This window comes from Myxococcus guangdongensis (genome assembly GCF_024198255.1).
GTDB classification, from domain to species: domain Bacteria; phylum Myxococcota; class Myxococcia; order Myxococcales; family Myxococcaceae; genus Myxococcus; species Myxococcus guangdongensis.
The window spans coordinates 485,407-505,839 of the sequence record NZ_JAJVKW010000007.1 but is presented as its reverse complement, the minus strand read 5'-3'; the positions used below and the strand labels follow the sequence as shown (position 1 = coordinate 505,839).

General features: G+C 68.4%; 16 protein-coding genes. 7 read left to right on the top strand and 9 right to left on the bottom strand.

The features are described 5' to 3' along the window. The 6 genes from LXT21_RS23745 to LXT21_RS23720 all read right to left on the bottom strand — a co-directional run bounded on the left by LXT21_RS23745 (position 1) and on the right by LXT21_RS23720 (position 8,833). On the bottom strand, positions 1-351 hold the full coding sequence (locus LXT21_RS23745; protein WP_254040445.1) for a DUF2019 domain-containing protein: 351 nt from the start codon (positions 349-351) through the stop codon (positions 1-3). Between the two features lie 79 nt (positions 352-430). Then, the gene (locus LXT21_RS23740) at positions 431-1,045 is read right to left on the bottom strand and encodes an NAD(P)H-dependent oxidoreductase (RefSeq protein ID WP_254040444.1); all 615 of its coding nucleotides are present in this window, start codon (positions 1,043-1,045) and stop codon (positions 431-433) included. A gap of 590 nt (positions 1,046-1,635) precedes the next feature. Then, entirely contained in the window at positions 1,636-3,840 is a 2,205-nt protein-coding gene (glgB, locus tag LXT21_RS23735; protein WP_254040443.1) for a 1,4-alpha-glucan branching protein GlgB, read from the bottom strand. Next, on the bottom strand, positions 3,837-5,171 hold the full coding sequence (locus LXT21_RS23730; RefSeq protein WP_254040442.1) for a phosphotransferase: 1,335 nt from the start codon (positions 5,169-5,171) through the stop codon (positions 3,837-3,839). Before LXT21_RS23730 ends, glgB begins: the two co-directional genes overlap by 4 nt. Then, entirely contained in the window at positions 5,168-6,823 is a 1,656-nt protein-coding gene (treS, locus tag LXT21_RS23725) for a maltose alpha-D-glucosyltransferase (protein WP_254040441.1), read from the bottom strand. Before treS ends, LXT21_RS23730 begins: the two co-directional genes overlap by 4 nt. Positions 6,824-6,838: 15 nt before the next feature. Continuing rightward, a complete protein-coding gene (locus tag LXT21_RS23720) occupies positions 6,839-8,833 on the bottom strand; it encodes an alpha-1,4-glucan--maltose-1-phosphate maltosyltransferase (protein WP_254040440.1) in 1,995 nt (664 codons plus the stop codon). Between the two features lie 220 nt (positions 8,834-9,053). On the opposite strand from LXT21_RS23720, the gene LXT21_RS23715 reads away from it, so the two are divergent. The 3 genes from LXT21_RS23715 (at position 9,054) to LXT21_RS23705 (ending at position 12,159) form a co-directional block, all read left to right on the top strand. Further along, complete coding sequence (locus tag LXT21_RS23715; protein ID WP_254040439.1) at positions 9,054-9,644, top strand: sigma-70 family RNA polymerase sigma factor; 591 nt, start codon at positions 9,054-9,056, stop codon at positions 9,642-9,644. Between the two features lie 113 nt (positions 9,645-9,757). Further along, the gene (locus tag LXT21_RS23710) at positions 9,758-10,432 is read left to right on the top strand and encodes a response regulator transcription factor (RefSeq protein ID WP_254040438.1); all 675 of its coding nucleotides are present in this window, start codon (positions 9,758-9,760) and stop codon (positions 10,430-10,432) included. Continuing rightward, positions 10,429-12,159, top strand: a complete 1,731-nt coding sequence (locus tag LXT21_RS23705; RefSeq protein ID WP_254040437.1) for a sensor histidine kinase — start codon at positions 10,429-10,431, stop codon at positions 12,157-12,159. Before LXT21_RS23710 ends, LXT21_RS23705 begins: the two co-directional genes overlap by 4 nt. A gap of 15 nt (positions 12,160-12,174) precedes the next feature. Here LXT21_RS23705 and LXT21_RS23700 read toward each other — a convergent pair whose 3' ends face one another. Continuing rightward, the gene (locus LXT21_RS23700; RefSeq protein ID WP_254040436.1) at positions 12,175-13,710 is read right to left on the bottom strand and encodes an ankyrin repeat domain-containing protein; all 1,536 of its coding nucleotides are present in this window, start codon (positions 13,708-13,710) and stop codon (positions 12,175-12,177) included. Positions 13,711-13,782: 72 nt separating this feature from the next. Then, positions 13,783-14,136 carry a hypothetical protein gene (locus tag LXT21_RS23695; RefSeq protein ID WP_254040435.1) on the bottom strand — a complete coding sequence of 118 codons (354 nt, stop codon included), beginning with the start codon at positions 14,134-14,136 and terminating at the stop codon, positions 13,783-13,785. Positions 14,137-14,426: 290 nt separating this feature from the next. On the opposite strand from LXT21_RS23695, the gene LXT21_RS23690 reads away from it, so the two are divergent. The 3 genes from LXT21_RS23690 to LXT21_RS23680 all read left to right on the top strand — a co-directional run bounded on the left by LXT21_RS23690 (position 14,427) and on the right by LXT21_RS23680 (position 16,475). Next, entirely contained in the window at positions 14,427-14,708 is a 282-nt protein-coding gene (locus tag LXT21_RS23690; protein WP_254040434.1) for a hypothetical protein, read from the top strand. Between the two features lie 121 nt (positions 14,709-14,829). Continuing rightward, positions 14,830-15,510 carry a hypothetical protein gene (locus LXT21_RS23685; RefSeq protein ID WP_254040497.1) on the top strand — a complete coding sequence of 227 codons (681 nt, stop codon included), beginning with the start codon at positions 14,830-14,832 and terminating at the stop codon, positions 15,508-15,510. Positions 15,511-15,521: 11 nt separating this feature from the next. Beyond that, positions 15,522-16,475: a hypothetical protein gene (locus LXT21_RS23680; RefSeq protein WP_254040433.1), complete on the top strand. Its 954-nt coding sequence runs from the start codon at positions 15,522-15,524 to the stop codon at positions 16,473-16,475. 261 nt (positions 16,476-16,736) lie between these two features. Here LXT21_RS23680 and LXT21_RS23675 read toward each other — a convergent pair whose 3' ends face one another. Next, on the bottom strand, positions 16,737-18,134 hold the full coding sequence (locus LXT21_RS23675) for a sigma 54-interacting transcriptional regulator (RefSeq protein WP_254040432.1): 1,398 nt from the start codon (positions 18,132-18,134) through the stop codon (positions 16,737-16,739). 62 nt (positions 18,135-18,196) lie between these two features. Between LXT21_RS23675 and LXT21_RS23670 the strand changes: the two genes are divergently transcribed. Continuing rightward, positions 18,197-20,311, top strand: a complete 2,115-nt coding sequence (locus tag LXT21_RS23670) for a serine/threonine-protein kinase (protein ID WP_256571892.1) — start codon at positions 18,197-18,199, stop codon at positions 20,309-20,311. Positions 20,312-20,433 lie beyond the last annotated feature (122 nt).

The following is a 20,433-nucleotide window of genomic DNA, read 5'->3' as shown; positions in this document are numbered from 1 at the left end:
CTACCCCGGGTCGAGCGCCCAGGTTCCTTCTTCCCAGCGCTTCAAGGCCTGCTGCGCTCCGAAGGGGACAAGCCCCTTGCCCTTGGCGGCCTCTTCCAAGACCGCCTTGGCCTCGGCTGTCCGATAGCGGAGGAGATGCGCGGCCGCCATCACGCGCACATCCATTCTCTCGTGCTTGAGCAGGACGAGGAGAGCATCGCGCCCTTCGTTGCCGTGGGCGAGGAGCGTGTCGACGGCGGCGCCGTACTTCCTGGCGTGCTTGTTCCCGGTCCTGGCATCCCCCCGAAAGATGGCCTCGGTCTGCGCTGCCACGTTCAGTGCGAACTGTTCGATGAGCTTCTCGAAATCCATCACCAGCGTCCCATCGTCACATCCTCAATGGACTGCAGCCCGAATCTACGCTGTGCATCCAGGGACTGTGCGCGCCGGTTCAGGCCGCAGTGGTGCTCTGTGCCTGCCCCGTGGCGCCGAAGAGCTTCTTCCCGAGTGCCTGTGCCGCCGCGAGGTGGATTTCGGGCGCCTGGGTCTCCGAGTCGACCAGCAGCTCCGAGGTGACGACCTTGGCTCCGCAGTAGTCGAAGATGCCGTGGTCGATCTGCGTCTTCATCGCACCGAAGTACCCGTGCCGCGCATAGGTTCGCAGGTCCGCGCCGGCGATGGCGATCAGGTGCACCTTCAGGTGCCGCAGCTTCTTCTCCAACCCCGTGTCCAACCCGAAGTCGAACGCCCAGCCGTTCGAGAACACCCGATCGATCCAGCCCTTCATCAACGCCGGCATCGACCACCAATACACGGGGTAGACCAACACCAACGTGTCCGAGCGGTCGATCCGCGCCTGCTCCACCAGGACATCCCGAGGCGGCGTCTCCTGCCTTCGATGCACCGCCAGGTCCCCCTCACTGAACCTTGGATCGAACCCCTCCGCCGCCAGGTCCGCGACCTCGAATGAATGCCCCGCGCTCACCACCCCAGCCCCAATCCGCGCCGCGATGCCGTGGGTGAGCGACGTCGATTCGGGATGCGCGACAACGATGAGGGCATGCATGGCGGAAGCTCCGGGCCGAGGCCACCGACGGGCCGTTGGGTACTTCCAGTAACTTACTTTTGGTAGGTTTCTTTTCAACCCGAAGTTCGGTGCGGCGCGTGAGGATCACTGTCGGATCAGGATCGCCATGCCTACATGAACGAACATGCAGGTTGCTTGCGCGACAGAGTCCGCTCGATTTGTTCAGTCATTCTCAGGTGTTGGGTGGTATCCGCCTGGAATCACTCGAGATTTCGACTCGCTGCTCTTGAGTGTAGGTGGGTTCTTCACCCCTGTCCGCGCACGCAATCGGTCGTGCTCGCGATCACCTGCGATCCTGATCGCGATGCCTACATGCACGCTTTATCAGTGCCTCGGCGCGACCTGAAAATCCCTCCATTCCAAGGGCAATGCCTACATGCTCTGATGTTTAGTGGTTTTCGCGGGCGCGAGGGCGTCCGTAACGAGGGCGATGCCTACATGCTCCGATGTTTAGTGGTTTTCGGAGCATGGCAAATCAATCATAGACAAACATAAATTGTCTGCGATTGTCTTGTTGAATAGGCAGACATCGCGTGGGCGGCGTGAAACATGCGCCGCCCACGGAAGTCTCAGCCCGGCGTGAACCACAGCACGGACAACGGGGGCAGGGTGATCAGCGCGGACGCGGGCTGTCCATCCCACGGCGTGGGCTCCGTATGGAGCTGTCCCATGTTCCCCACGTTGGAACCCCCGAACTCTCCCGCGTCGGAGTTGACCACCTCCGCGTAGCTCGCGTGCAACGGGAAGCCCACGCGGTAGTTCTCACGCACGGACGGCGACAGGTTCGCCACGCACACCACGTGACGCCCGGGCTGCCGCGAGCGCCGCACGAACGCCAACACGTTCGACGACGCCGAGTCCGGCTGCAACCACTGGAACCCCACCGGCTCGCTGTCCGCGTCGTGCAGTGCCGGCAGCTCCCGGTACACACGGTTCAGCGTCGCCACCAGCCGCTGGATGCCTCCGTGCCCCGGGTCCTGCGTCAGGTGCCAGTCCAGGCTCTTGTCGTGGTTCCACTCCGCCGGCTGGCCGAACTCGCCACCCATGAAGAGCAGCTTCTTGCCCGGATGCGCCCACATCCACGCGAACAGCGCGCGCAGGTTCGCCCGCTTCTGCCACGGGTCTCCCGGCATCCGCCCGTACAGGCTGCCCTTGCCGTGCACCACCTCGTCATGGCTCAGCGGCAACATGAAGTGCTCGCTGAACGCATACAGCAGCCCGAACGTCAGCTGGTTGTGGTGGTACTGCCGGTAGATGGGGTCCTTCGAGAAGTACGACAGCGTGTCGTGCATCCACCCCATGTTCCACTTGAAGTGGAAGCCCAGGCCGCCCTCGCTCGTCGGCGCGGAGACTTTCGGCCACGCCGTGGACTCCTCGGCGATCACCACCACGCCCGGGTGCTTGCGGCGCACGGTGTCGTTGAGCTCGCGCAGGAACTGGATGGCCTCCTCGTTCTCGCGGCCACCCCAGCGATTGGGGATCCACTCACCCTGCTTGCGGCTGTAGTCGAGGTAGAGCATCGACGCCACCGCGTCCACGCGCAGTCCGTCGATGTGGTACTCCTCGATCCAGAACAGCGCGTTCGCGATGAGGAAGTTGCGCACCTCGTTGCGGCCGAAGTTGAAGACCAGCGTCCCCCAATCCGGCTGCGCCCCCTTGCGAGGGTCCGCGTGCTCGTACAGCGCGGTGCCGTCGAACTCGCCCAGCGCGTGCGCGTCCCGGGGGAAGTGTCCGGGCACCCAGTCCACGATGACGCCGATGCCCTCCTGGTGCAGGTGGTCCACCAGGAAGCGGAAGTCATCCGGATGTCCGAAGCGCGCCGTGGGCGCGTAGTACCCGCTGACCTGGTACCCCCACGAGCCGCCGTACGGATGCTCCGACACGGGCAACAGCTCCACGTGGGTGAAGCCCATGGACTTCACGTACTCCGACAGCGCGGGCGCCATCTCCCGGTACGTCATCGGCCGGTCGCCATCCTCGACCACGCGGCGCCAGCTCCCCAGGTGCACCTCGTAGACGCTCCAGGGCTGGTGCGCGACGTCCTCGTGCTTCGCGCGCGTCTCCAACCACGGCGCATCCCCCCAGTCGTACCGCCCCAGGTCGTGCACCACCGACGCCGTCGCCGGAGGCACCTCCGTGCGGAACGCGAACGGGTCCGACTTCAACACCCGGGGTCCACCCTGGCCCGGACGAATCTCGAACTTGTAGCGCGCCCCTTCACCCACCTCGGGGACGAACAGCTCCCAGATGCCGGAGGCGCCCATGCGCCGCATGGCGTGCAGCCGCCCATCCCAGCTGTTGAAGTCCCCCACCACGGACACGCCCGCGGCCGTGGGCGCCCACACCGCGAAGGCCACGCCCCGCGTGCCGTTGTGGTGACTCAGGTGCGCGCCCATCCGCTCCCAGAGCCGCTCGTGGCGCCCCTCGCCCGCGTAGTACAGGTCCATCTCCCCGAGCGTGGGCAGGAAGCTGTAGGGGTCTCTCAGCGTGAAGACGCGCTTGCCGGGGTACTCCACCTCCAGCAGGTAGCTGAAGGTCTTGTCGCGGCCGTTCACCCGCGCCTCGAAGACGCCGCCCAGCCGGTGGTTCATCGGCACGCGCCCGCCGAACTCCGGGAGCACGTGGATGGCGACGGCTTCCGGACGGAAGGCGCGAACCACCACGCCGTCACCGTCCGGATGGATGCCCAGCACGGAGTGGGGCTCCGGGTGCCGCAGCTCCACCACGCGCTGCAACTCCGCGTCGACCTGCGCCTTTTCCGCGGGCTTCCTCACTGGCCTTCCTCCATCCGCATGAGGGCCTCGACGGGGATGCGCACCCAATCGGGCCGGTTCGCCATCTCATACCTCACTTCGTACAGGAGCTTCTCCAGCTCGAACGCGCGCAACATCGTGTCGAATGCCGCGTCGTCCGAGGGCAGGAAGGCCGCTCCCTGGGTCACCTTGCGATAGCCCGTCAGGAATGCATCGCGGCTGGGGCCCACCCGTCCCCGAGGCGTCCCTCCCTCGAGCGCCACCGTGGCCTCCGCGTAGTCGAACGAGCGGATCATCCCCGCCACGTCGCGCAGCGGGCTGTACTTCTCCCGTCGTGACGTGAAGCTGCGGGCCGGCTCCCCCTCGAAGTCGAAGATGAGCCACTCGTCGTTGGCCCGCAGCACCTGCCCCAGGTGCAGGTCTCCATGGATGCGAATCTTCTGCCCGGACGGTGTCACCTGCGCGAGCCGCCTCGCGTACTCCACCAGCTTCTCGCGCCGCCCCTCCAGGTCCGCATGCAGGCGGCCCGCCTCCGCCAGCGTCACGCCCAGCTCACCCACGATGGACGCGCTCCAGCGCTGCAGGTCCTCCTGCAGCAGCGGTTCCGGCGCGAAGGCCGCGTCGTCCGCGGGCGCCGAGCCGAAGGCCTGGTGCAAATCCCCCAGCCTCGCCCCCAGCTCCTCCATCTCGCTCAGGAAGCGGTCGCCCACCGGCCGCGCCTGGCGCATCCGGTCCAGCGTGTACTTCCAGCCGTCCACCGAGTCGGGCACGAACCGGTGCGCCAGCGCCAGCGTGGCCCCGGCGGCGCCCTCCAGCCGCAGCGCCCCCAGGAGCACGGGCGTGGCGCGGAACGAGGTGCGCGTGGCGAGGAAGCGCCCCACCTCGTACTCGGGATTCACGCCCGCCTCGAGCTTGCGGATGATCTTCACGATGACCTTCTCACCGAGCACCACCGACGTGTTGCTCTGCTCCACCAGGAGCCGCCGCACGGGGACGGGGGAGGTCAGGCCCAACAGTCCCTCGGGGCCACCCATCCACTCGCCCACCACGCGGCCGGAGGCGGAGGGAATCTGCGCGCCGTCGCGGATGAGGTCGAACAGCGCGCGCAGGCACCCGTCGTCCTCGAGCGCGTCCTTGATGCCGTCCGACGACGGCTTCACCGGCAGGAGGTAGCGCTCCGGCTGCCCCAGCTCGTAGACGACCTCCACCACGGCGAGCGACAGGTTGCAGGGGATGGCGTCCAGGTTGGCGTGGTCCACCACGCTGACCTGCTTGATGGGCCAGGCCTTGCCGGAGAACCAACGCTGGCTCTTGAGGTGGTCGGGCAGTTTCGTCAGGTCCAAGGTCGTCATGCTCGGCTCCCTCCGGGCACCGGCTGGTCCAGCCGAAACCACAGGAACATGAAGGGCCCCATCGACAGCTGATAGGGCAGGTCACTGATACGCGGGAACGGTGTGTCGCCAATCAACTCCACGGGCACCATGCCCTCCCACTCCCGCAGGTCCAGCACCGCTGGCTGCGAGAAGCGCGACAGGTTGCACACCACGAGCACCGTCTGGCCCTCCCATTCCCGCACGAACGACAGCACCTTGCGGTTCTCCAGGGAGACGAACCGCAGCTTCCCCAACGAGAACACCGGGTAGCGCTGGCGGATGCGGATCATCCGCTTCACCCAATGCAGGAGGCTGGACTTCACGCGCTCCTGCGCTTCGACGTTGATGGACTGATAGCCGTAGACCGGGTCCGCGATGACGGGTGCGTAGAGCCTGGCGTAGTCCGCCCGGCTGAAGCCCGCGTTCCTGTCTCCGGTCCACTGCATGGGCGTGCGCACGCCGTTGCGGTCGCCCAGGTAGATGTTGTCCCCCATGCCGATTTCGTCGCCGTAGTACATGACGGGCGTGCCGGGCAGGGTGAACAGCAGGCTGTGCATCAGCTCGATGCGCCGCCGCCCGTTGTCCATCAGCGGCGCGAGCCTGCGGCGGATGCCCAGGTTGATGCGCATGCGTGGGTCGGTGGCGTACTCCCGGTACATGTAGTCCCGGTCCTCGTCCGTCACCATCTCCAGCGTCAGCTCGTCGTGGTTGCGCAGGAAGATGGCCCACTGACACGAGTCCGGAATCTCCGGCGTCTGCTGCATGATCTCGACGATGGGCGTGCGGTCCTCCCGGCGCACGCCCATGTACAGGCGCGGCATCACCGGGAAGTGGAAGCCCATGTTGAACTCGTCGCCCTCGCCGAAATAGACGCGCACGTCGGCGGGCCACTGGTTGGCCTCCGCGAGCAGCATCTTCCCCGGGTACTCCGAGTCGATCGTCTTGCGCAGGCGCTTGAGGAAGGCGTGCGTCTCCGGGAGGTTCTCGCAGTTGGTGCCCTCGCGCTCGAAGAGGTAGGGCACCGCGTCGCACCGGAAGCCGTCCACGCCCATGTTCAGCCAGAAGCGCATGATGTCCAGCATGGCTTCCTGCACCTGGGGGTTGTCGTAGTTCAGGTCCGGCTGGTGGCTGAAGAAGCGGTGCCAGAAGTACTGCTTGGCCACCGGATCCCACGTCCAGTTGGAGCGCTCCGTGTCGGTGAAGATGATGCGCGTGCCCTTGTACTTGTCTTCCGTGTCGCTCCAGACGTACCAGTCGCGCTTGGGGCTCTTCGGATCGCTCCGGGACTCCTGGAACCAGGGGTGCTGGTCGCTGGTGTGGTTGACCACCAGCTCGGTGATGATGCGGATGCCGCGCTTGTGCGCCTCGTCCACCATGCGCTGGAAGTCCGCGAGCGTGCCGTAGTCCGGATGCACGCCGTAGAAGTCCGCGATGTCGTAGCCGTCATCGCGCAGGGGAGAAGGGTAGTGCGGGAGGATCCACAGACAGTCGACCCCCAGGTCCTGGAGGTAGGGCAGCTTCTCGATGAGGCCCGGGATGTCCCCGTGGCCGTCGCCGTTGGAGTCGTGGAACGCTCTTAGGTGCAGCTCGTAGATGAGGGCCTTCTTGTACCAGAGGGGATCCAGTTCCATACGCCTCTCAGGGTGTCACTCGTAGTAGTCGAACGCGTGCTCGGTGCGACGGAAGCGGTACACCGCCCAGACGGCCGCGGGCTGCTCGGGTGTCAGGCGCACCTGGACATCGGAGCCCTGCCACAACGAGCGCTCGTCCGTCATCAGTTCGTGCACCTGGTACGTCTCGTCGGGCTTCGCGCCCAGCCAGTCCAGGGGCAGCCGCAACAGCGCCTCCTGGGCGGCGTACGGGTCCAGGCTCACCGCGCACAGCACCGTGCTGGTGCCGTCCTTCGTGCGCTTGCCGTAGAAGAGGACCCGCTCGTTGTCGGAGTCGAAGAAGCGCAGCGTGTCGTACGTGTGCAGCGCGGGCTGGGTGCGCCGCGCCGAGTTGAGCCTGGCAATCCAGTCCCGGATGTTGCCGGGCCGGTCCAGGTCCCACGCGACGAGCTGGTACTTCTCCGAGTCCAGATACTCCTCCTTGCCGGGCAGCGGGCGGCCTTCGCACAGCTCGAAGCCGCAATACATCCCGTAGACCGAGGAGAGCGTGGCGGCAAGCGCCGCGCGCAGGCGGAATGCACCGGGCCCCGCGTTCTGCAACAGCTCCGGCAGGATGTCCGGCGTGTTGGGCCACAGGTTGCCGCGGAAGAAGTCGGACACGGGGGGGCGGGTGATCTCCTCCAGGTAGTCCCGCAGCTCGCCCTTGAAGTTGCGCCACGTGAAGTACGTGTACGACTGGGTGAAGCCCACCTTGCCCAGGGCCTTCATCACCTTGGGACGGGTGAAGGCCTCCGACAGGAAGAGCACGTCCGGGTGGCGGTCCTGCACGCGGCGGATGAGCCACTCCCAGAACTGGATGGGCTTGGTGTGGGGGTTGTCCACGCGGAAGGTCCGCACGCCCTGCTGCACCCAGTGCAGGACGACGGACTCCAGCTCCACCCAGAGCGACTCGCGCGCGGGGCCCATCCAGTCGAAGTTGACGATGTCCTCGTAGCGCTTGGGCGGGTTCTCCGCCGTCTTGATGGTGCCGTCCGGGCGGCGCTGGAACCACTCCGGATGCTCCTTCACGTACGGGTGGTCCGGCGAGCACTGGTAGGCCAGGTCCAGCGCCACCTCGATGCCGTGCGACTGCGCGGCCTGCAGGAAGTGACGGAAGTCCGCGAGCGTGCCCAGGCTGGGGTGCACCGCCTTGTGGCCTCCCTCCGCGGCGCCGATGGCCCACGGGCTGCCGACGTCGTCGGGGCCCGCCTTGAGGCTGTTGTTCTTCCCCTTGCGCGCGGTGCGGCCGATGGGGTGGATGGGCGGCAGGTACACCACGTCGAAGCCCAGCTTCTGGATGTACGGCAGCCAGACTTCCGCGTCCTGGAAGGTCGCGTGGGTGCGGCCGTCGCGCTTCGCCGAGCGCGGGAAGAACTCGTACCACGCCCCGAAGCGCGCCTTCTCCCGGTCCGCGAAGACCTGGAGCATCGGCTCATGGCGCCGGGCCAGCGTCCGGTCCGGATACGTGGAAGCCACCGTGGCCAGCTCCGGCGCGAGCGCCACCGCGATGAGGTCCGGGCTCGCCGGCTGACGCAGGCGCACCGCGGCCTCGGTGAGCACCCGCGCGTCGTCCGGGTCCACCGGCTTCGCGCGCGCGGCGGCGCCCTCCAGGAGCGCGGCGCCCTCCAACAGCTCGCTCTTCACGTCCCGGCCCGCGTCCACCTTGCGCTTCAGCTCGGAGGTCCACGTCCGGAACAAATCTGACCAGGCTTCAATCGTGTACTCGTAGCGGCCATTGCGAGCCAGGGGGAACTCGGCCTCCCAGGCGTCGTTGCCGAGGGCGCGCATGGGGACCTCGCCCCAGTCGCTCTGCTCCTGTTGGGGTGAGACCTGGCGCCAGCGGACGACGGCGACGAGGACGTCATGGCCCTCCTTGAAGACGTCGGCGCGGACGGTGAGGCTGTCCCCGGCGATGCGCTTGACGGCGTGACGGCCCCCGTCGAGCTGGGGCTGGACGCCCTCGATGAACACGCTCCCGATTCGCTCTTTCATATCGGCTCGCGGCCCTTATAGGTCTGAGGTTGAGTGAAGCCGGGCGGCGTGTCGCGGGGTGCGTTGATGAAGGACGACTGGCGCGGCGGCCGCGTTGGCTCGTGAACGTTAGGGATGGGGGTCGAGGACGCCCACCCGGTGGACTCGAAGGGGCTGAGTGCCCGGCTGCCCATACTTGAAGCTGGGATCCGCCCCTCGGGTTGCGGTATCCGGGAAAGGCATGGCGCTTCCTTCACCCACTGCTCAGCGGGCGAGCGACCCGGCGGCCGACAGGGCCCTGCTCCAGCAGGTGGCCCTGGGCAGTGCCTCCGCCATGCGGGACGTCTACGCGCGCTGCGCTTCCCGGGCGTTCGCGGCGTGTCTGCGCCTGTTGCCCTCGCGCGCGGACGCGGAGGAGGTGCTCCAGGAGGCGTTCATCGAGGTGTGGCGGCGCTCGCGCGACTTCGACCCGGAGCGCGGGGGGCTGGAGACGTGGGTGACGACCATCGCCCGGACGCGCGCCATCGACCGGCTGCGCTCACAGGGGACGGCCGCGCGTGTGGCCGAGAGCGTGGTGCACCATCCGCCTCCGACGAGCGCCACGCCGCTGGCCCCCGACGACGCGTTGGGCGCGGGGCAGGACCGGGTGCGTGTGCGCGCGGCGATGTGGACCCTGCCTCCCGAGCAGCGCGAGGTGGTGGAGCTGGCCTACTTCGAGGGGCTGTCGCAGCGGGAGATCGCCGAGCGCACCCGGCATCCGCTGGGCACGGTGAAGACGCGGGCGCGGCTGGCGCTGGAGAAGCTCGCGGACGTGCTCGGGCGGAGCGGCTGAGGATTCCGGCCCCACGTTAAGGGAGTCTTAAGAACCTCCGGTTACTGTCGGCCTTCATTCATCCATTCGTGACGGCACCGTGGTGACCGGGAGGGAGAGGAGGCGAGCGGGACATGGGGGAGCGAATCCTGCTGGTGGAGGACGACGCCCGGCTGGGCGCGCAGATCGTCGAGCACCTGAAGGGGGCGGGCTTCGAGGCGGAGTGGTGGACGGAGGGGCGGATGCTCCTGCCCGGCGAGCTCCCCGACGTGGGGCTGGTGGTGCTGGACCTGATGCTGCCGGGGACGTACGGGCTGGACATGCTCAAGGCGCTCCGGTTTTTTTCGGAGGTGCCGGTGCTCATCCTGAGCGCGCGCAACGACACCTTGGACAAGGTGCGGGCGCTGAAGCTGGGCGCGGACGACTACCTGACGAAGCCGTTCTGGCCGGAGGAGCTCATCGAGCGGGTGCGCGCGCGGCTGCGCCGGCCGGTGTTGCAGAGGCCGGAGGCGGTGCTGGAGTTGGGGCCGCTGCGCGTGGACTTCCAGGGGCGTGAGGTGCGCGTGGAGGGGCGCGTCGTGGAGTTGACGCGGGTGGAGTTCGAGGTGCTCGCGGCGCTGGCGCGCAGGCCTCGTGAGGCGGTGACGCGGCAGTGGCTGGTGGAGCACGTGTTGGACCCGGAGCGCGAGGGGACGGAGCGGACGCTGGACGTGCATGTGTCGCGGCTGCGCAGGAAGCTGTCGCCGGCGCAGTGCGTGGAGACGGTGTGGGGCGTGGGCTACCGGCTGGTCGCGGGGGATGGTTCGTGAAGCTGCGCTTGCGCCTGGCGCTCACGGCGATGGCGGCGGTGCTGCCCGTCGTGGTGGCGATGGCGTACTTCCAGCAATCGCTGCGGGAGCGCTCGCAGGAGGAGGTGCTGGAGGCCGCCACGCTGGCGCGCGTGCAGGTGGAGCGCTCGCGGTGCGAGGCCTCGCCGGAGACGTGGCGCCCGCGTCCCTCGGAGCGAGGCGCGCCGCCTCCTCGTCGTGGCGAGGATGGGCGTCCGCCTCCGCCCCGTGCACCGGGGGGTGATGATGATGGGCGACCGCCTCCGCCCCGTTCGCCGCGTGGTGATGATGATGGGCGACCTCCTGCGCCCCGTTCGTCCGATGAAGGCGCGGAGGGGCGCCCACCGCGTCAGGGTGGACCTCGTGGCGACGATGGCGCCAGGCCGCGCGCATTCATGGATGGGCCCGACGCTCGTGGGCGCGCAGGTTCGTCCACGCCGAGTGGCCTCGGTCCCTCCTTCTTCGAGGACGGGCGTCCTTCTCCGGGGGAGGGGGATGGCCCCGGCAATGGCGGACGTGTGCCCGCGCGGGTCGAGCACTTCCCCTATGACGCCCGGTTCGTCTCCCTCAATCCGAGGGCCCCTGCGTTGTCGGAGGAGATGAAGGCCGCGGCGCTCGACGGGACGGTGGTTCGCCGCTTCGAGCAGGACGGACGCCGCATGCTCGAGGTGCTGCTGCGCATGCCGTGGGAAGGGGGGCCGTGTGCCTTCATCCTCGCGCGCCGCGAGGAACCGCCTTCTCCTTCGCTGCTCTCCCTGCCTCCGCTGAAGGACTGGAGCCTGCTGGTCTCCACCGTCGTGGCGTCCGTCGTGCTCGCGCTGGGGCCGGTGGTGCGGAGGATTCGCATGCTCACCGAGGACGTGCGCGCCTCGGCTCGCAGCGGCTACGAGCAGCCGGTGGCCGTGCGCGGCCGGGATGAGATCGCCGACCTGGCGCGCGCCTTCCAGGAGGCCCGCGCGGAGATCCAAGCGCGGATGGCGCACCAGGAGGCGCGCGAGCAGGGCCTGCGTGACTTCCTGGCCAACACGACCCATGACGTGATGACACCGCTCACGGTGCTGCAGGGCCACCTGTCCGCGATGCAGCAGCGCGTGGGACGCGGTGAGCGCGTGGCCGCGTCGGAGGTGGCCTCCGCGATGAGCGAGGCCCACTACATGGCCTCCCTGGTCCACAACCTCGCGGCGGCGACGCGACTGGAGGCCGGCGCTCCCCATGTCCAACGCTCACCCGTGGACCTCAATGACGTCGTGGGCCGTGTCCTCGGACGTCATCAGCCCATCGCCCGGCAGCAGCGCATCTCGTTGGAGAGCGGCGTTCCCGCGGTGCCGGTGCGGGTGCTCGGAGACGTGACGCTCATCGAGCAGGCCGTGAGCAACGTCGTGGGCAATGGCGTGCGCTACGGCCGCGAGGAGGGTCACGTGGCGGTGGTGCTGGAGAGCACCCGCGAGGGGCGCTTCCACCTGCGCGTCATCGACGACGGGCCGGGCATCCCCGAGGACGAGCGCACGCGGCTGCTCGCCCGGGGCATGCGGGGCAACGCGGCCCGCACACGCGCGCCGGAGGGGCAGGGGCTCGGGCTGCACATCGCCCACGACGTGGCCCAGGCACATGGCTGGGCCCTGACCCTGAGCCCGTCGGAGTATGGCGGGCTCGAGGTGTGCTTCTCGGGCGAGGTGCTCAGCGACGCCGTCCCGGTGTCGCGCGCGTGATGCCGGGTCCCGGGCTCAATCGAGCACGCTGGCGTCGTAGCGACCGTTCTCCAGCTTCTGGAGATACGCCTCGAAGAAGTCCTCCATCGAGTCGGCGTACGGGCCCAGGGGACCGCCGTGGATCTCCCAACGAATCACCTGCCCGACGCTGCCATGCTCCTCGGGCTCCAGGTCCACGCAGTAGAGGTTGCCGCCACTGTCCGAAGCGAAGGGCACCCAGCCCGGGTGCCACCACGTCCACTTCACGAACTGCTGCTCCTCGGACAGCTCGTGGGGCGTGGCCTTCTTGAAGACGCCGTTGTCGACGTGCTCGCGCAAGCCCTTCCACACGTCTTGGATGTGCTCCGTGGGCAGCACGTAGTACTCGGAGATGGACAGCCCCCTGGACGTCCCGGCCCCCCCGCCGAACTTCTGGAGGAACGCGCGGAAGTCCGAGGGCAGCTCCCTGCCGACCCGCTTCTCCAATGCGGCGATCTGCTGGGACGTGGCGGGACGGTTGACCGTCAGCCGCGATGCGTAGCCCGGGTGGTGCTTGTCGGCCCAGTCGCCAATCTGCTTCCAGATGCCGTCCATGCGCTTGCGAGCGGCCTGCTCCCGCGTGGGACCTCCGGCCGCGAGCAGGCGCTCGATGACCTTCGTGTAGCCACGGCGCGTCGCGAGGTCGATGGGGTAGTAGCCCACCGTGTTGGCCAGGTTCGGATCCGCGCGCGCCGCGAGCAGCGCCTCGAGCGGCTCCACGTCCTCGATGCAGGCCGCCAGGTGCAGCGGCGTCCATCCCCGCGCATTGGGCTGGTTCGGGTTGGCGCCCGCGCGCAGCAGCGCGCTCACGATTCGCGGCGACGGGGTGCTGAAGAGCTCGTCTTCGTTGAGGGTGAGGGTGAGGGCGGTGTCGCCCTCGTCATCCGTCGCGAGGTGGTTGACGTTGGCGCCCTTCGCGATGAGCCGCTCCACCGCCCCCACGTTCCCAGCGCGGATGGCCCACATCAGGGCCGTCCACCCGCGCTCGTTGACGGTGTCCACGGTGGCGCCGTGCTCGAGCAGCAGCTCCGTCAGCTTCGGCTGGTCCTTGAACTCCGCGGCCAGCATCAGGGGCGTCTCGTTCTGCCCATTGGGGGCATTGAGCTCCACCCCCGCCTTCAGCAGCGCCGCGAGGATGTCCTCCGAGGGCTCCTCGTTCTCCTCGCCGAGCAGGTCCGTGAGCACCGTGGAGCCCGCCTCGTCGTTCCATCGATGGTTGATGTGCGAGCCCTTGTCGATGAGCAGCTTCACCAACGCCACCCCTTCGTCACCTGATTGCGCCGTGGCGAACGAGAGCGCGATGGCTCCCTCCGCGTCCTGTGCGTGGAGGTCCGCGCCGGCGTCGAGCAGCAGGCGGACCACCTCGAGGCGGCCTTCGCTGGCCGCGGAGTGCAGGGCGGGATACCCCTTGCCATCGACGGTGTTCGGGTTGGCGCCCGCCGCGAGCTGCTTCGCGACGTCCTTGGCGTTCGAGGCTTCGATGGCTGCGAGCAGCCTGGCGTCCAGGGGGGACAACTTCTTCTTGGGCGACATGAGGGGGGCTCCGGCGGGGACGGTCGTTCTCCTCAACGTCGCCTCGACCGAAATGTCGCGACCCCTCCTGTTTCAGGCAAAGCGCGCGAGGAAGTCCGCGAGCAGGGGCCCCCCGCGTCGAGCTTCCTCGGGGGAACCCGGTCCGCCCTCGCGCAGGTGGGTGCGCAGCGCCTCGAGCGCTGGCTTCATCGCGTCATAGGCCTCGCTCGCGGCCTCCGCGTTGTCGAAGAAGCGATGGTGGAGCAACCAGCCTGTCACGGAGCAGGTGACGGCATGGAACGAGCGACTGTCATCGCGCTCGTACGTGAGTCGCAGTTGCCCCGCGACCTCTTCGTCCCGCGCGATGGTGCCACCCTGCGAGCCCTCCCAGCCGAGCGAGGCTCCCGCTTCGTACGGTGTCCATTCAACAGAAGGAGGGGCGTGCATCGACCCACCATTCCAGCGGGCCCGGTGAGGGTGCAAGGGTGGGTGCGCGCGTTCGTCGCGTGGGCGCCGACATGGGAGCAGGGGAGCGCCTCGATGGCGTGAGGCCCTCCGCGCGGTGGGCCCGGGGCTCGCGCGAGGCCGCCTCCGGTCCCGTTGCGCGTCGTCGCGCGGCGCTCCACGTTCAACACAGGTTCCCCTGGCTGACGCCGCGCCGCCGGAGGGGGCGGGTCTCGTGCTCACGTCTCGTGGGCGCGAGACACCTGGTCGAATCGAGACGAGGGGCCCGCGTCATGCCAGCCGAACCGTCCAGCCTTCGCGGTCCTCGCCTGTCCGAGCGTCCCTCGGGCGCGGTGCGTCGTGGGTGGCCCCCGACCTCGCGACAGGCCTGGCGACGCGCCCTGTCCATCCTCGCCATGGTGCTCCTCGTCGTGGCCGGAGAAATCTATGTGAGCGTCCTGGTGGGGCGCCGGCTGTCCTTGATGCTCGTGGTCGCCCTGACCTGCGTCATCATCAGCGTCGTGGTGTTCGGCTACCTCTTCATCTCGGATCGCGAGGAGCTTCCCCGTCCATGACCGAAGAGGTCCGCCGTGGGGAAGTGCACGGCGGGTCGTCCTGGAGGCCCAGGTGTGGGGTGAACAGTGACACCGGGTCTGGTTTGTGTGGCGCGCCGCGAGCGCCTAACCTGCCGTGTCCATGAAGGCGCTCATCGTCTCCCTGTTCTTGTTGGGTTCGGCTCCTCCCGCCGCGACTCCGGCGCTGGCACCGGAAGCGCTCTCGGCGCCGCCCGTGTCCGATGATTCCCCCACGGCGTGGGCCTGTACCGTCGACACGCTCCGCGAAGGCAAGGAGTGTGTCTTCGAGTCCGACGCCACGCCGGGCACGCCGAGCTCCGAGCAGGACGCGGCCAACCGCAAGCTGCTCAAGGACATCTCCCGCGCGCTGTGCACGGAGACGGTGAGCAATGCGCGCGAGGGCGTCACCGACGCGACGCTCATCTCCATGTGTGAGAAGCGCTATCTCGCCGCCGCGGACCGATGCGGGCTCGGTGGCAGCGTGTCCATCGTGGACACGAAGGGCCGCTTCGCGGCGACGGCGCGCACGTGCTACCGCAGCCTGTCCACGGTCCTCCAGGAGGCGCAGTTGATGGCCACCGTGGCCGCGCCCTGTTGTGAGTGCGCCGCGCGCCGAGGCTGCCCTGGCACGGGAGATCGCTGCTACGCGGACGTGTCCCAGCAGCAGACCTCCCCCGCGACGCTCGCGTGCCTGAGCGAGCGCTGCGAGGACGTGTGCTCGGTCGTGTTGCCCTCGACGTCCACGTCGCCCACCGCGCGGGAGCGTGCTGGGGCCTCTCGTTCTGGTTCCGCCTCGCTCTAGGAGTCAGCGCCATGCGCCACCATCCCTGGACTCTCCCCACCTGGGCCCTGTTGGGCTCGCTCGCCGCCGGCTGCGGCGCGTCGCACTCCCATGTCACCTGGGCGGAGTCGCCGCCCCGCGAGGACGCGCCCGTCGTCGAGAAGGCCCGCGAGGCCCCGCCGCCCAGCGCCTCCGCGGACCCCAAGGGCTTCGTCGCGCGCTATCCGAATCCGGCCCTGTGCGAGGCCGCCGCGCGTCGGGTCCAGGCCGAGTCTCGCGATGAAGGCTGGGCGGCCCTCAAGGCCTGCGTCGAGCTGACGCCCTTCACGCAGATCCGAGCGCTGCTCGGCGGCGCGTGGGCGGAGGACCTGAAGGTCCGGCCCGAGGCCGCGAACCTCATCGCGCGCGTGGTGGCGCAGCGCGGAGGCAGCGTGCCCGGCGAGCTCCAGTACCTGCAGGAGCGCAAGATTCCCATCTTCTCCCTCGCCTCGGCGGTGGAGCGTCCGGACACGTACAAGGGCCGCTACGTGATGCTGCGCGCGCGCGTCGCGGACCAGCGCTCGGAAGGGGAGAAGCCCACGGTGTGGCTGGTGGAGCACACGCTGGCCTCGGTGGAGTCGGATGCCCCGGTGGGCTACGGGGAGACGTTCGACACCACGACGACGACGAGCGGTGATCTGGGTGGGCAGACGCAGCTCACCGGGCCGGGGCGGCTGGGTGGGAATCTCAGCACGCGCGAGCGCGGCACCGTCTCCTCCACGCGCAAGCACTTCGACAACGTCTCGGACGAGACGGGCCGCGAGGCGCTGGGCCGGCTCTCCGTCGCGGACCCCTTCCTCGAGGCGCGTCGCGAGTACGTCTTCCTCGCGCGCTTCGATGGGGTGCGCCTGACGTCGGGAGGCAACGACGATGACGCCGAGGCGCCGCGCATCCCGGTGCTGACCATCGTCAGCTACCACGCCCCCCAGGCGCTCGTCGTCTACTGAGCAGTGGCCGGCGCGGGGCGTGTGCCCGCCAAGAAAAAACGAGGCGCCGGGTACCGTCCCGACGCCTCGTCTGGGGAGCTGGCCCCGCGCCAACCCCACCTGATTCCGAAAGGTCCGGAGGAAATAACGGCCTCTCACCGAGGAGACCCCGCGCGCTCCGGGTCGGCCACGGGCTGCGTGGATTTTTCCTCTCACCGTGGCGCACGCACATCGCGTGCTGTGAGGCGGGGTGGGGAAGTGGGCTTGCGACACCTCCCTGGCTCAGGGGCCGCCTGAGTCGAGTCCATGCTTGCGCAAGAGCTTGCGCAGGTACACGCGATCGATGCCCGCTTCACGCGCCGCGCGGGACACGTTGCCCTCGCAGCGCTCGACGAGGTTGCGCAGGTAGTCGCGCTCGAAGCCCTCGATGAGCCGCTCCTTGGCTTCCTTGAAGGGCAGGTCGAGCGCCAGCGACAGCGTCGACTCGTCGTCCTCCTCGTCCTGGGAGGCCCTCGCGCGAGGCGGGGCCTCGGGCAGGTCGGGCATCTCCGGCAGCGCCTCCTCGCCCATGCTGACCACGCGGTCGACCACGTTGCGCAGCTCGCGCACGTTGCCCGGCCAGGGGTACTGCGTCAGCAAGGCGCGCGTGACATCGGACAGGGCGCTGGGGGGCTTGCCCAGGCGCGAGAGGACGGTGTCGATGAGCAGCGGGATGTCCTCGGGGCGCTCGCGCAGGGGCGGCAGCACGACGCGCAGCACCGCGAGCCGGTGAAACAAGTCGCCCCGGAAGCGGCCCTGCTTCACCGCGCCCTCCAGGTCCTGGTGCGTGGCGGCGACGACGCGCACGTCGAAGGTGCGGTAGTCGTTGGCGCCCACGCGCTTGACCTGCCGGCGCTCCAGCACGCGCAAGAGACGCGGCTGGACCTCGAGGGGCAGCTCACCGACCTCGTCGAGGAAGAGGGTGCCGCCGTGGGCCCGCTCGAAGGCGCCAGCGCGATCTGCCTGGGCCCCGGTGAAGGCGCCCTTCACGTGGCCGAACAGCTCGCTCTCCAGGAGCTGGGGAGGGATTCCCGCGAGGTCCGCGATGACGAAGGGGCCCTTGCCGCGCGAGCCGTGCGTGTGGATGGCCTCCGCGCACAGCTCCTTGCCCGTGCCGGTCTCGCCCTGGATGAGGACGTCGGATTCGCCCTGCTGGGTCATCCGCTCCAGGAGGGTGAAGACCTCCCGCATGCGGCGGCTCGTGCCCACCAGGCCGCCGAAGCTGCCGCGGGTGGAGAGGGGCGGGGCCTTGGACTTCTCGCCCTCGGCGATGAGGCGCAGCTCCGTGGTCCCCAGGGTCAGCGTGGCCCCTGGACGAACCTCCAATTCCGAGAAGCGCATGCCCTCGCAGAAGGATCCATTGCGCGAGCCCGGGTCCGTGGCGCGCACGGTGTTGTCCCGGACCTCCAGGACGAGGTGCTGCCGGGAGACGGCGCGATCCGGCAGGACGATGTCCGCGGTCGCCTCGGAGCCGACCCGGTAGCGTCCCGGCGTCAGTGGGTACATCCGTCCGGCATCCGGCCCGGACAGCACCGCCAGCTTCACCCGGACGCGCGCGCTCCGGAGTGCCGGTAGGCTATCGGTTCGGACCAGCGCGTCATCCCCATCCTCGTCTCCCATACTCGCCACGGTTGGGATCATAGCACGGGGAAGACCTGGGAAGTTCGGGGACCTGGGAAAGTGGGGTAGGGTCGGTTCTTGATATGGCCTTGCAGCCCGGAGACAGGTTCGGCCGATACGAGTTGGTGTCGTGGCTCGGTCGGGGGGGAATGGCGGAGACGTGGCGCGCCCGGTGGCTGGGCGACGCCGGCGTGACGAAGTCCGTCCTGATCAAGAAGGTGCTGCCGGAGTTCGTGGCGGACGACGCGTTCGTGTCGATGTTCGTCAATGAGGCGCGCATCTCGGCGACGCTGTCCCACGGGAACATCGCGCAGGTCTTCGACTTCGGACGGGTGGATGGGCAGTACTACCTGGCGATGGAGTTGGTGGATGGGCCGCCGCTGCACCGCATCATGAAGCGGGCGGTGAAGACGGGCCTGCCGCGGTTGCCCATTCCCATCGCGACGTACATCACGTTGGAGATCTGCCGGGGGCTGCACTACGCGCACACGCGGACGGACGACAAGGGCGTGCCGTTGGGCATTGTCCATCGGGACATCTCCCCGGACAACGTGCTCGTCAGCTACGAGGGGCAGGTGAAGATCGTCGACTTCGGCATCGCGAAGGCGCGGATGGCGCGCAACTTCCAGACGGAGCCGGGGGTGGTGAAGGGGAAGTATCTGTTCTTCTCACCGGAGCAGGCGAGAGGGCGGGAGGTGGATGCGCGGTCGGATGTGTGGGCGACAGGGTTGGTGTTGTACGAGATGTTGTGCGGGCAGCCGCCGGTGTCGGGGTCGCAGGCGTCGGTGATGATGCGGATGGCGAACGGGGAGTTCCCGTCGCCTCGGAAGGTGTACCCGGGCCTGCCGGAGGAACTGGACGACATCGTCATGAAGGCGTTGGCGGTGGACTTGTCGGCGCGGTACGAGTCGGCGAACGCGTTCGCGGATGCGCTGGCGGGGTTCCTGTATTCGTATTCGCCGCGCTTCTCGGCGATGAACCTGGCGTACCTGGCGCGGGTGCTGTTCCGGGGGGACATGGCGCAGGAGGGGCGTGAGCTGTCCGTGCCTCCGTCGTTCATCGATGAGCTGACGCTGTGGCGACAGCAGGCGGAGACTCCGACGCAGGTGCCGCCGGCCCGTGGGTCGAAGCCGGTGGTCTCGCAGGTGATGTCCCAGGTCGAGACGGACTTGAAGTCCCGGCCTCCGCGGGCGACCCGGAAGTTGTTACCCGCGGCGATCGAGGTGCCGCCTCCGGTCGTGGATGATGGGCCCGAGGTTCCGACTCACGCGACCAAGGTCGTCGGGCTGGGAGTCAATCGCGGGGTCCTGTTCGCGGCAGCGTTGGCCGTTGGGATCATCGGGGCAGGGGGCCTCTGGTACTTCGGATGGACCCAAGCTGTGCCGGCGCCGCAGTCCTCGGGGGCGCCGGTAAATCCCGCGTACCCGATTCCGGGGCGGCTCGACGATGAACAGAGCGCCCGCTCGATGTCGGCCACGGAGCTGGCCGAGGAGGCGCGGAAGAAGGCTCAACGTGCTCGCGATAATGGGTCCTATCGGAGCGCCGCGGACTTCGCGGATCAATGCCTCAAGAATGCACCGGATCATCCCCAGTGTCTGCTGATTGCTGGGGCCAGCCATGCGCGAGATGGGAAGTTCGAGGAGGCCGCGAGTCGATATCAGCGGTTCGTCGACCGTCACCCTGAGCATGATTTCTCGAAGACGGCTCGGACCTTGGTGGAGGAGTACTCGAGGAAGAGGACGGAGGAGAAGCCCGCGCAACCTCCTGGAGAAACCGAGGCTACGGCCCGTGGCACGACGCCTGCGGGAGGTTCGTCTCCACCGCGAGAGGCTCCGCCTGGATACAAGGTCATCTACGACGAGGCCGCCCCTGCCAAGCCCGTCACGAAGTCTGGCGCTGCTTCCGCCTCTTCACTCTGGAATCCCCCTGATAGCCCGGTCCGTGACTTGATTCTGAAGGCTCGGGAGTTGATCAAGGCGCAGAAATACAAAGAGGCGGACCTTGCCGCGGAGGCGTGTGCGAGGATCGAGCCCGAAAACCCAGACTGTCACTTGCTCATGGGAATCGTTTCCGCACGACTGAACAAGGCCGACGAGGGCGCACGGCATTACAGACGTTTTCTAGAGCTTGCCCCAAACAACCATCCGAGTCGCAAAGGTGTCACGGATTTGCTCAAGGCCTACGACTCGCATCGTTGACCCAGGGCTGCCCGAACTCGTGAACCTCGTGGCCCGTCCTGCTTTCAGCTGGGTTGCCACCCATGCGCGCATGATCGCGAGGGGCACTTCAGTAAGTGGGCAAAACCGGACAGGTTAGCGAT

Bases quoted from the DNA above. Each gene is read 5' to 3' on its own strand.
- LXT21_RS23745 (WP_254040445.1), bottom strand. From the start codon at position 351: ATGGATTTCGAGAAGCTCATCGAACAGTTCGCACTGAACGTGGCAGCG.
- LXT21_RS23740 (WP_254040444.1), bottom strand. From the start codon at position 1,045: ATGCATGCCCTCATCGTTGTCGCGCATCCCGAATCGACGTCGCTCACC.
- LXT21_RS23730 (WP_254040442.1), bottom strand. From the start codon at position 5,171: ATGACGACCTTGGACCTGACGAAACTGCCCGACCACCTCAAGAGCCAG.
- treS (WP_254040441.1), bottom strand. From the start codon at position 6,823: ATGGAACTGGATCCCCTCTGGTACAAGAAGGCCCTCATCTACGAGCTG.
- LXT21_RS23720 (WP_254040440.1), bottom strand. From the start codon at position 8,833: ATGAAAGAGCGAATCGGGAGCGTGTTCATCGAGGGCGTCCAGCCCCAG.
- LXT21_RS23715 (WP_254040439.1), top strand. From the start codon at position 9,054: ATGGCGCTTCCTTCACCCACTGCTCAGCGGGCGAGCGACCCGGCGGCC.
- LXT21_RS23710 (WP_254040438.1), top strand. From the start codon at position 9,758: ATGGGGGAGCGAATCCTGCTGGTGGAGGACGACGCCCGGCTGGGCGCG.
- LXT21_RS23700 (WP_254040436.1), bottom strand. From the start codon at position 13,710: ATGTCGCCCAAGAAGAAGTTGTCCCCCCTGGACGCCAGGCTGCTCGCA.
- LXT21_RS23695 (WP_254040435.1), bottom strand. From the start codon at position 14,136: ATGCACGCCCCTCCTTCTGTTGAATGGACACCGTACGAAGCGGGAGCC.
- LXT21_RS23690 (WP_254040434.1), top strand. From the start codon at position 14,427: ATGCCAGCCGAACCGTCCAGCCTTCGCGGTCCTCGCCTGTCCGAGCGT.
- LXT21_RS23685 (WP_254040497.1), top strand. From the start codon at position 14,830: ATGAAGGCGCTCATCGTCTCCCTGTTCTTGTTGGGTTCGGCTCCTCCC.
- LXT21_RS23680 (WP_254040433.1), top strand. From the start codon at position 15,522: ATGCGCCACCATCCCTGGACTCTCCCCACCTGGGCCCTGTTGGGCTCG.
- LXT21_RS23675 (WP_254040432.1), bottom strand. From the start codon at position 18,134: ATGATCCCAACCGTGGCGAGTATGGGAGACGAGGATGGGGATGACGCG.
- LXT21_RS23670 (WP_256571892.1), top strand. From the start codon at position 18,197: ATGGCCTTGCAGCCCGGAGACAGGTTCGGCCGATACGAGTTGGTGTCG.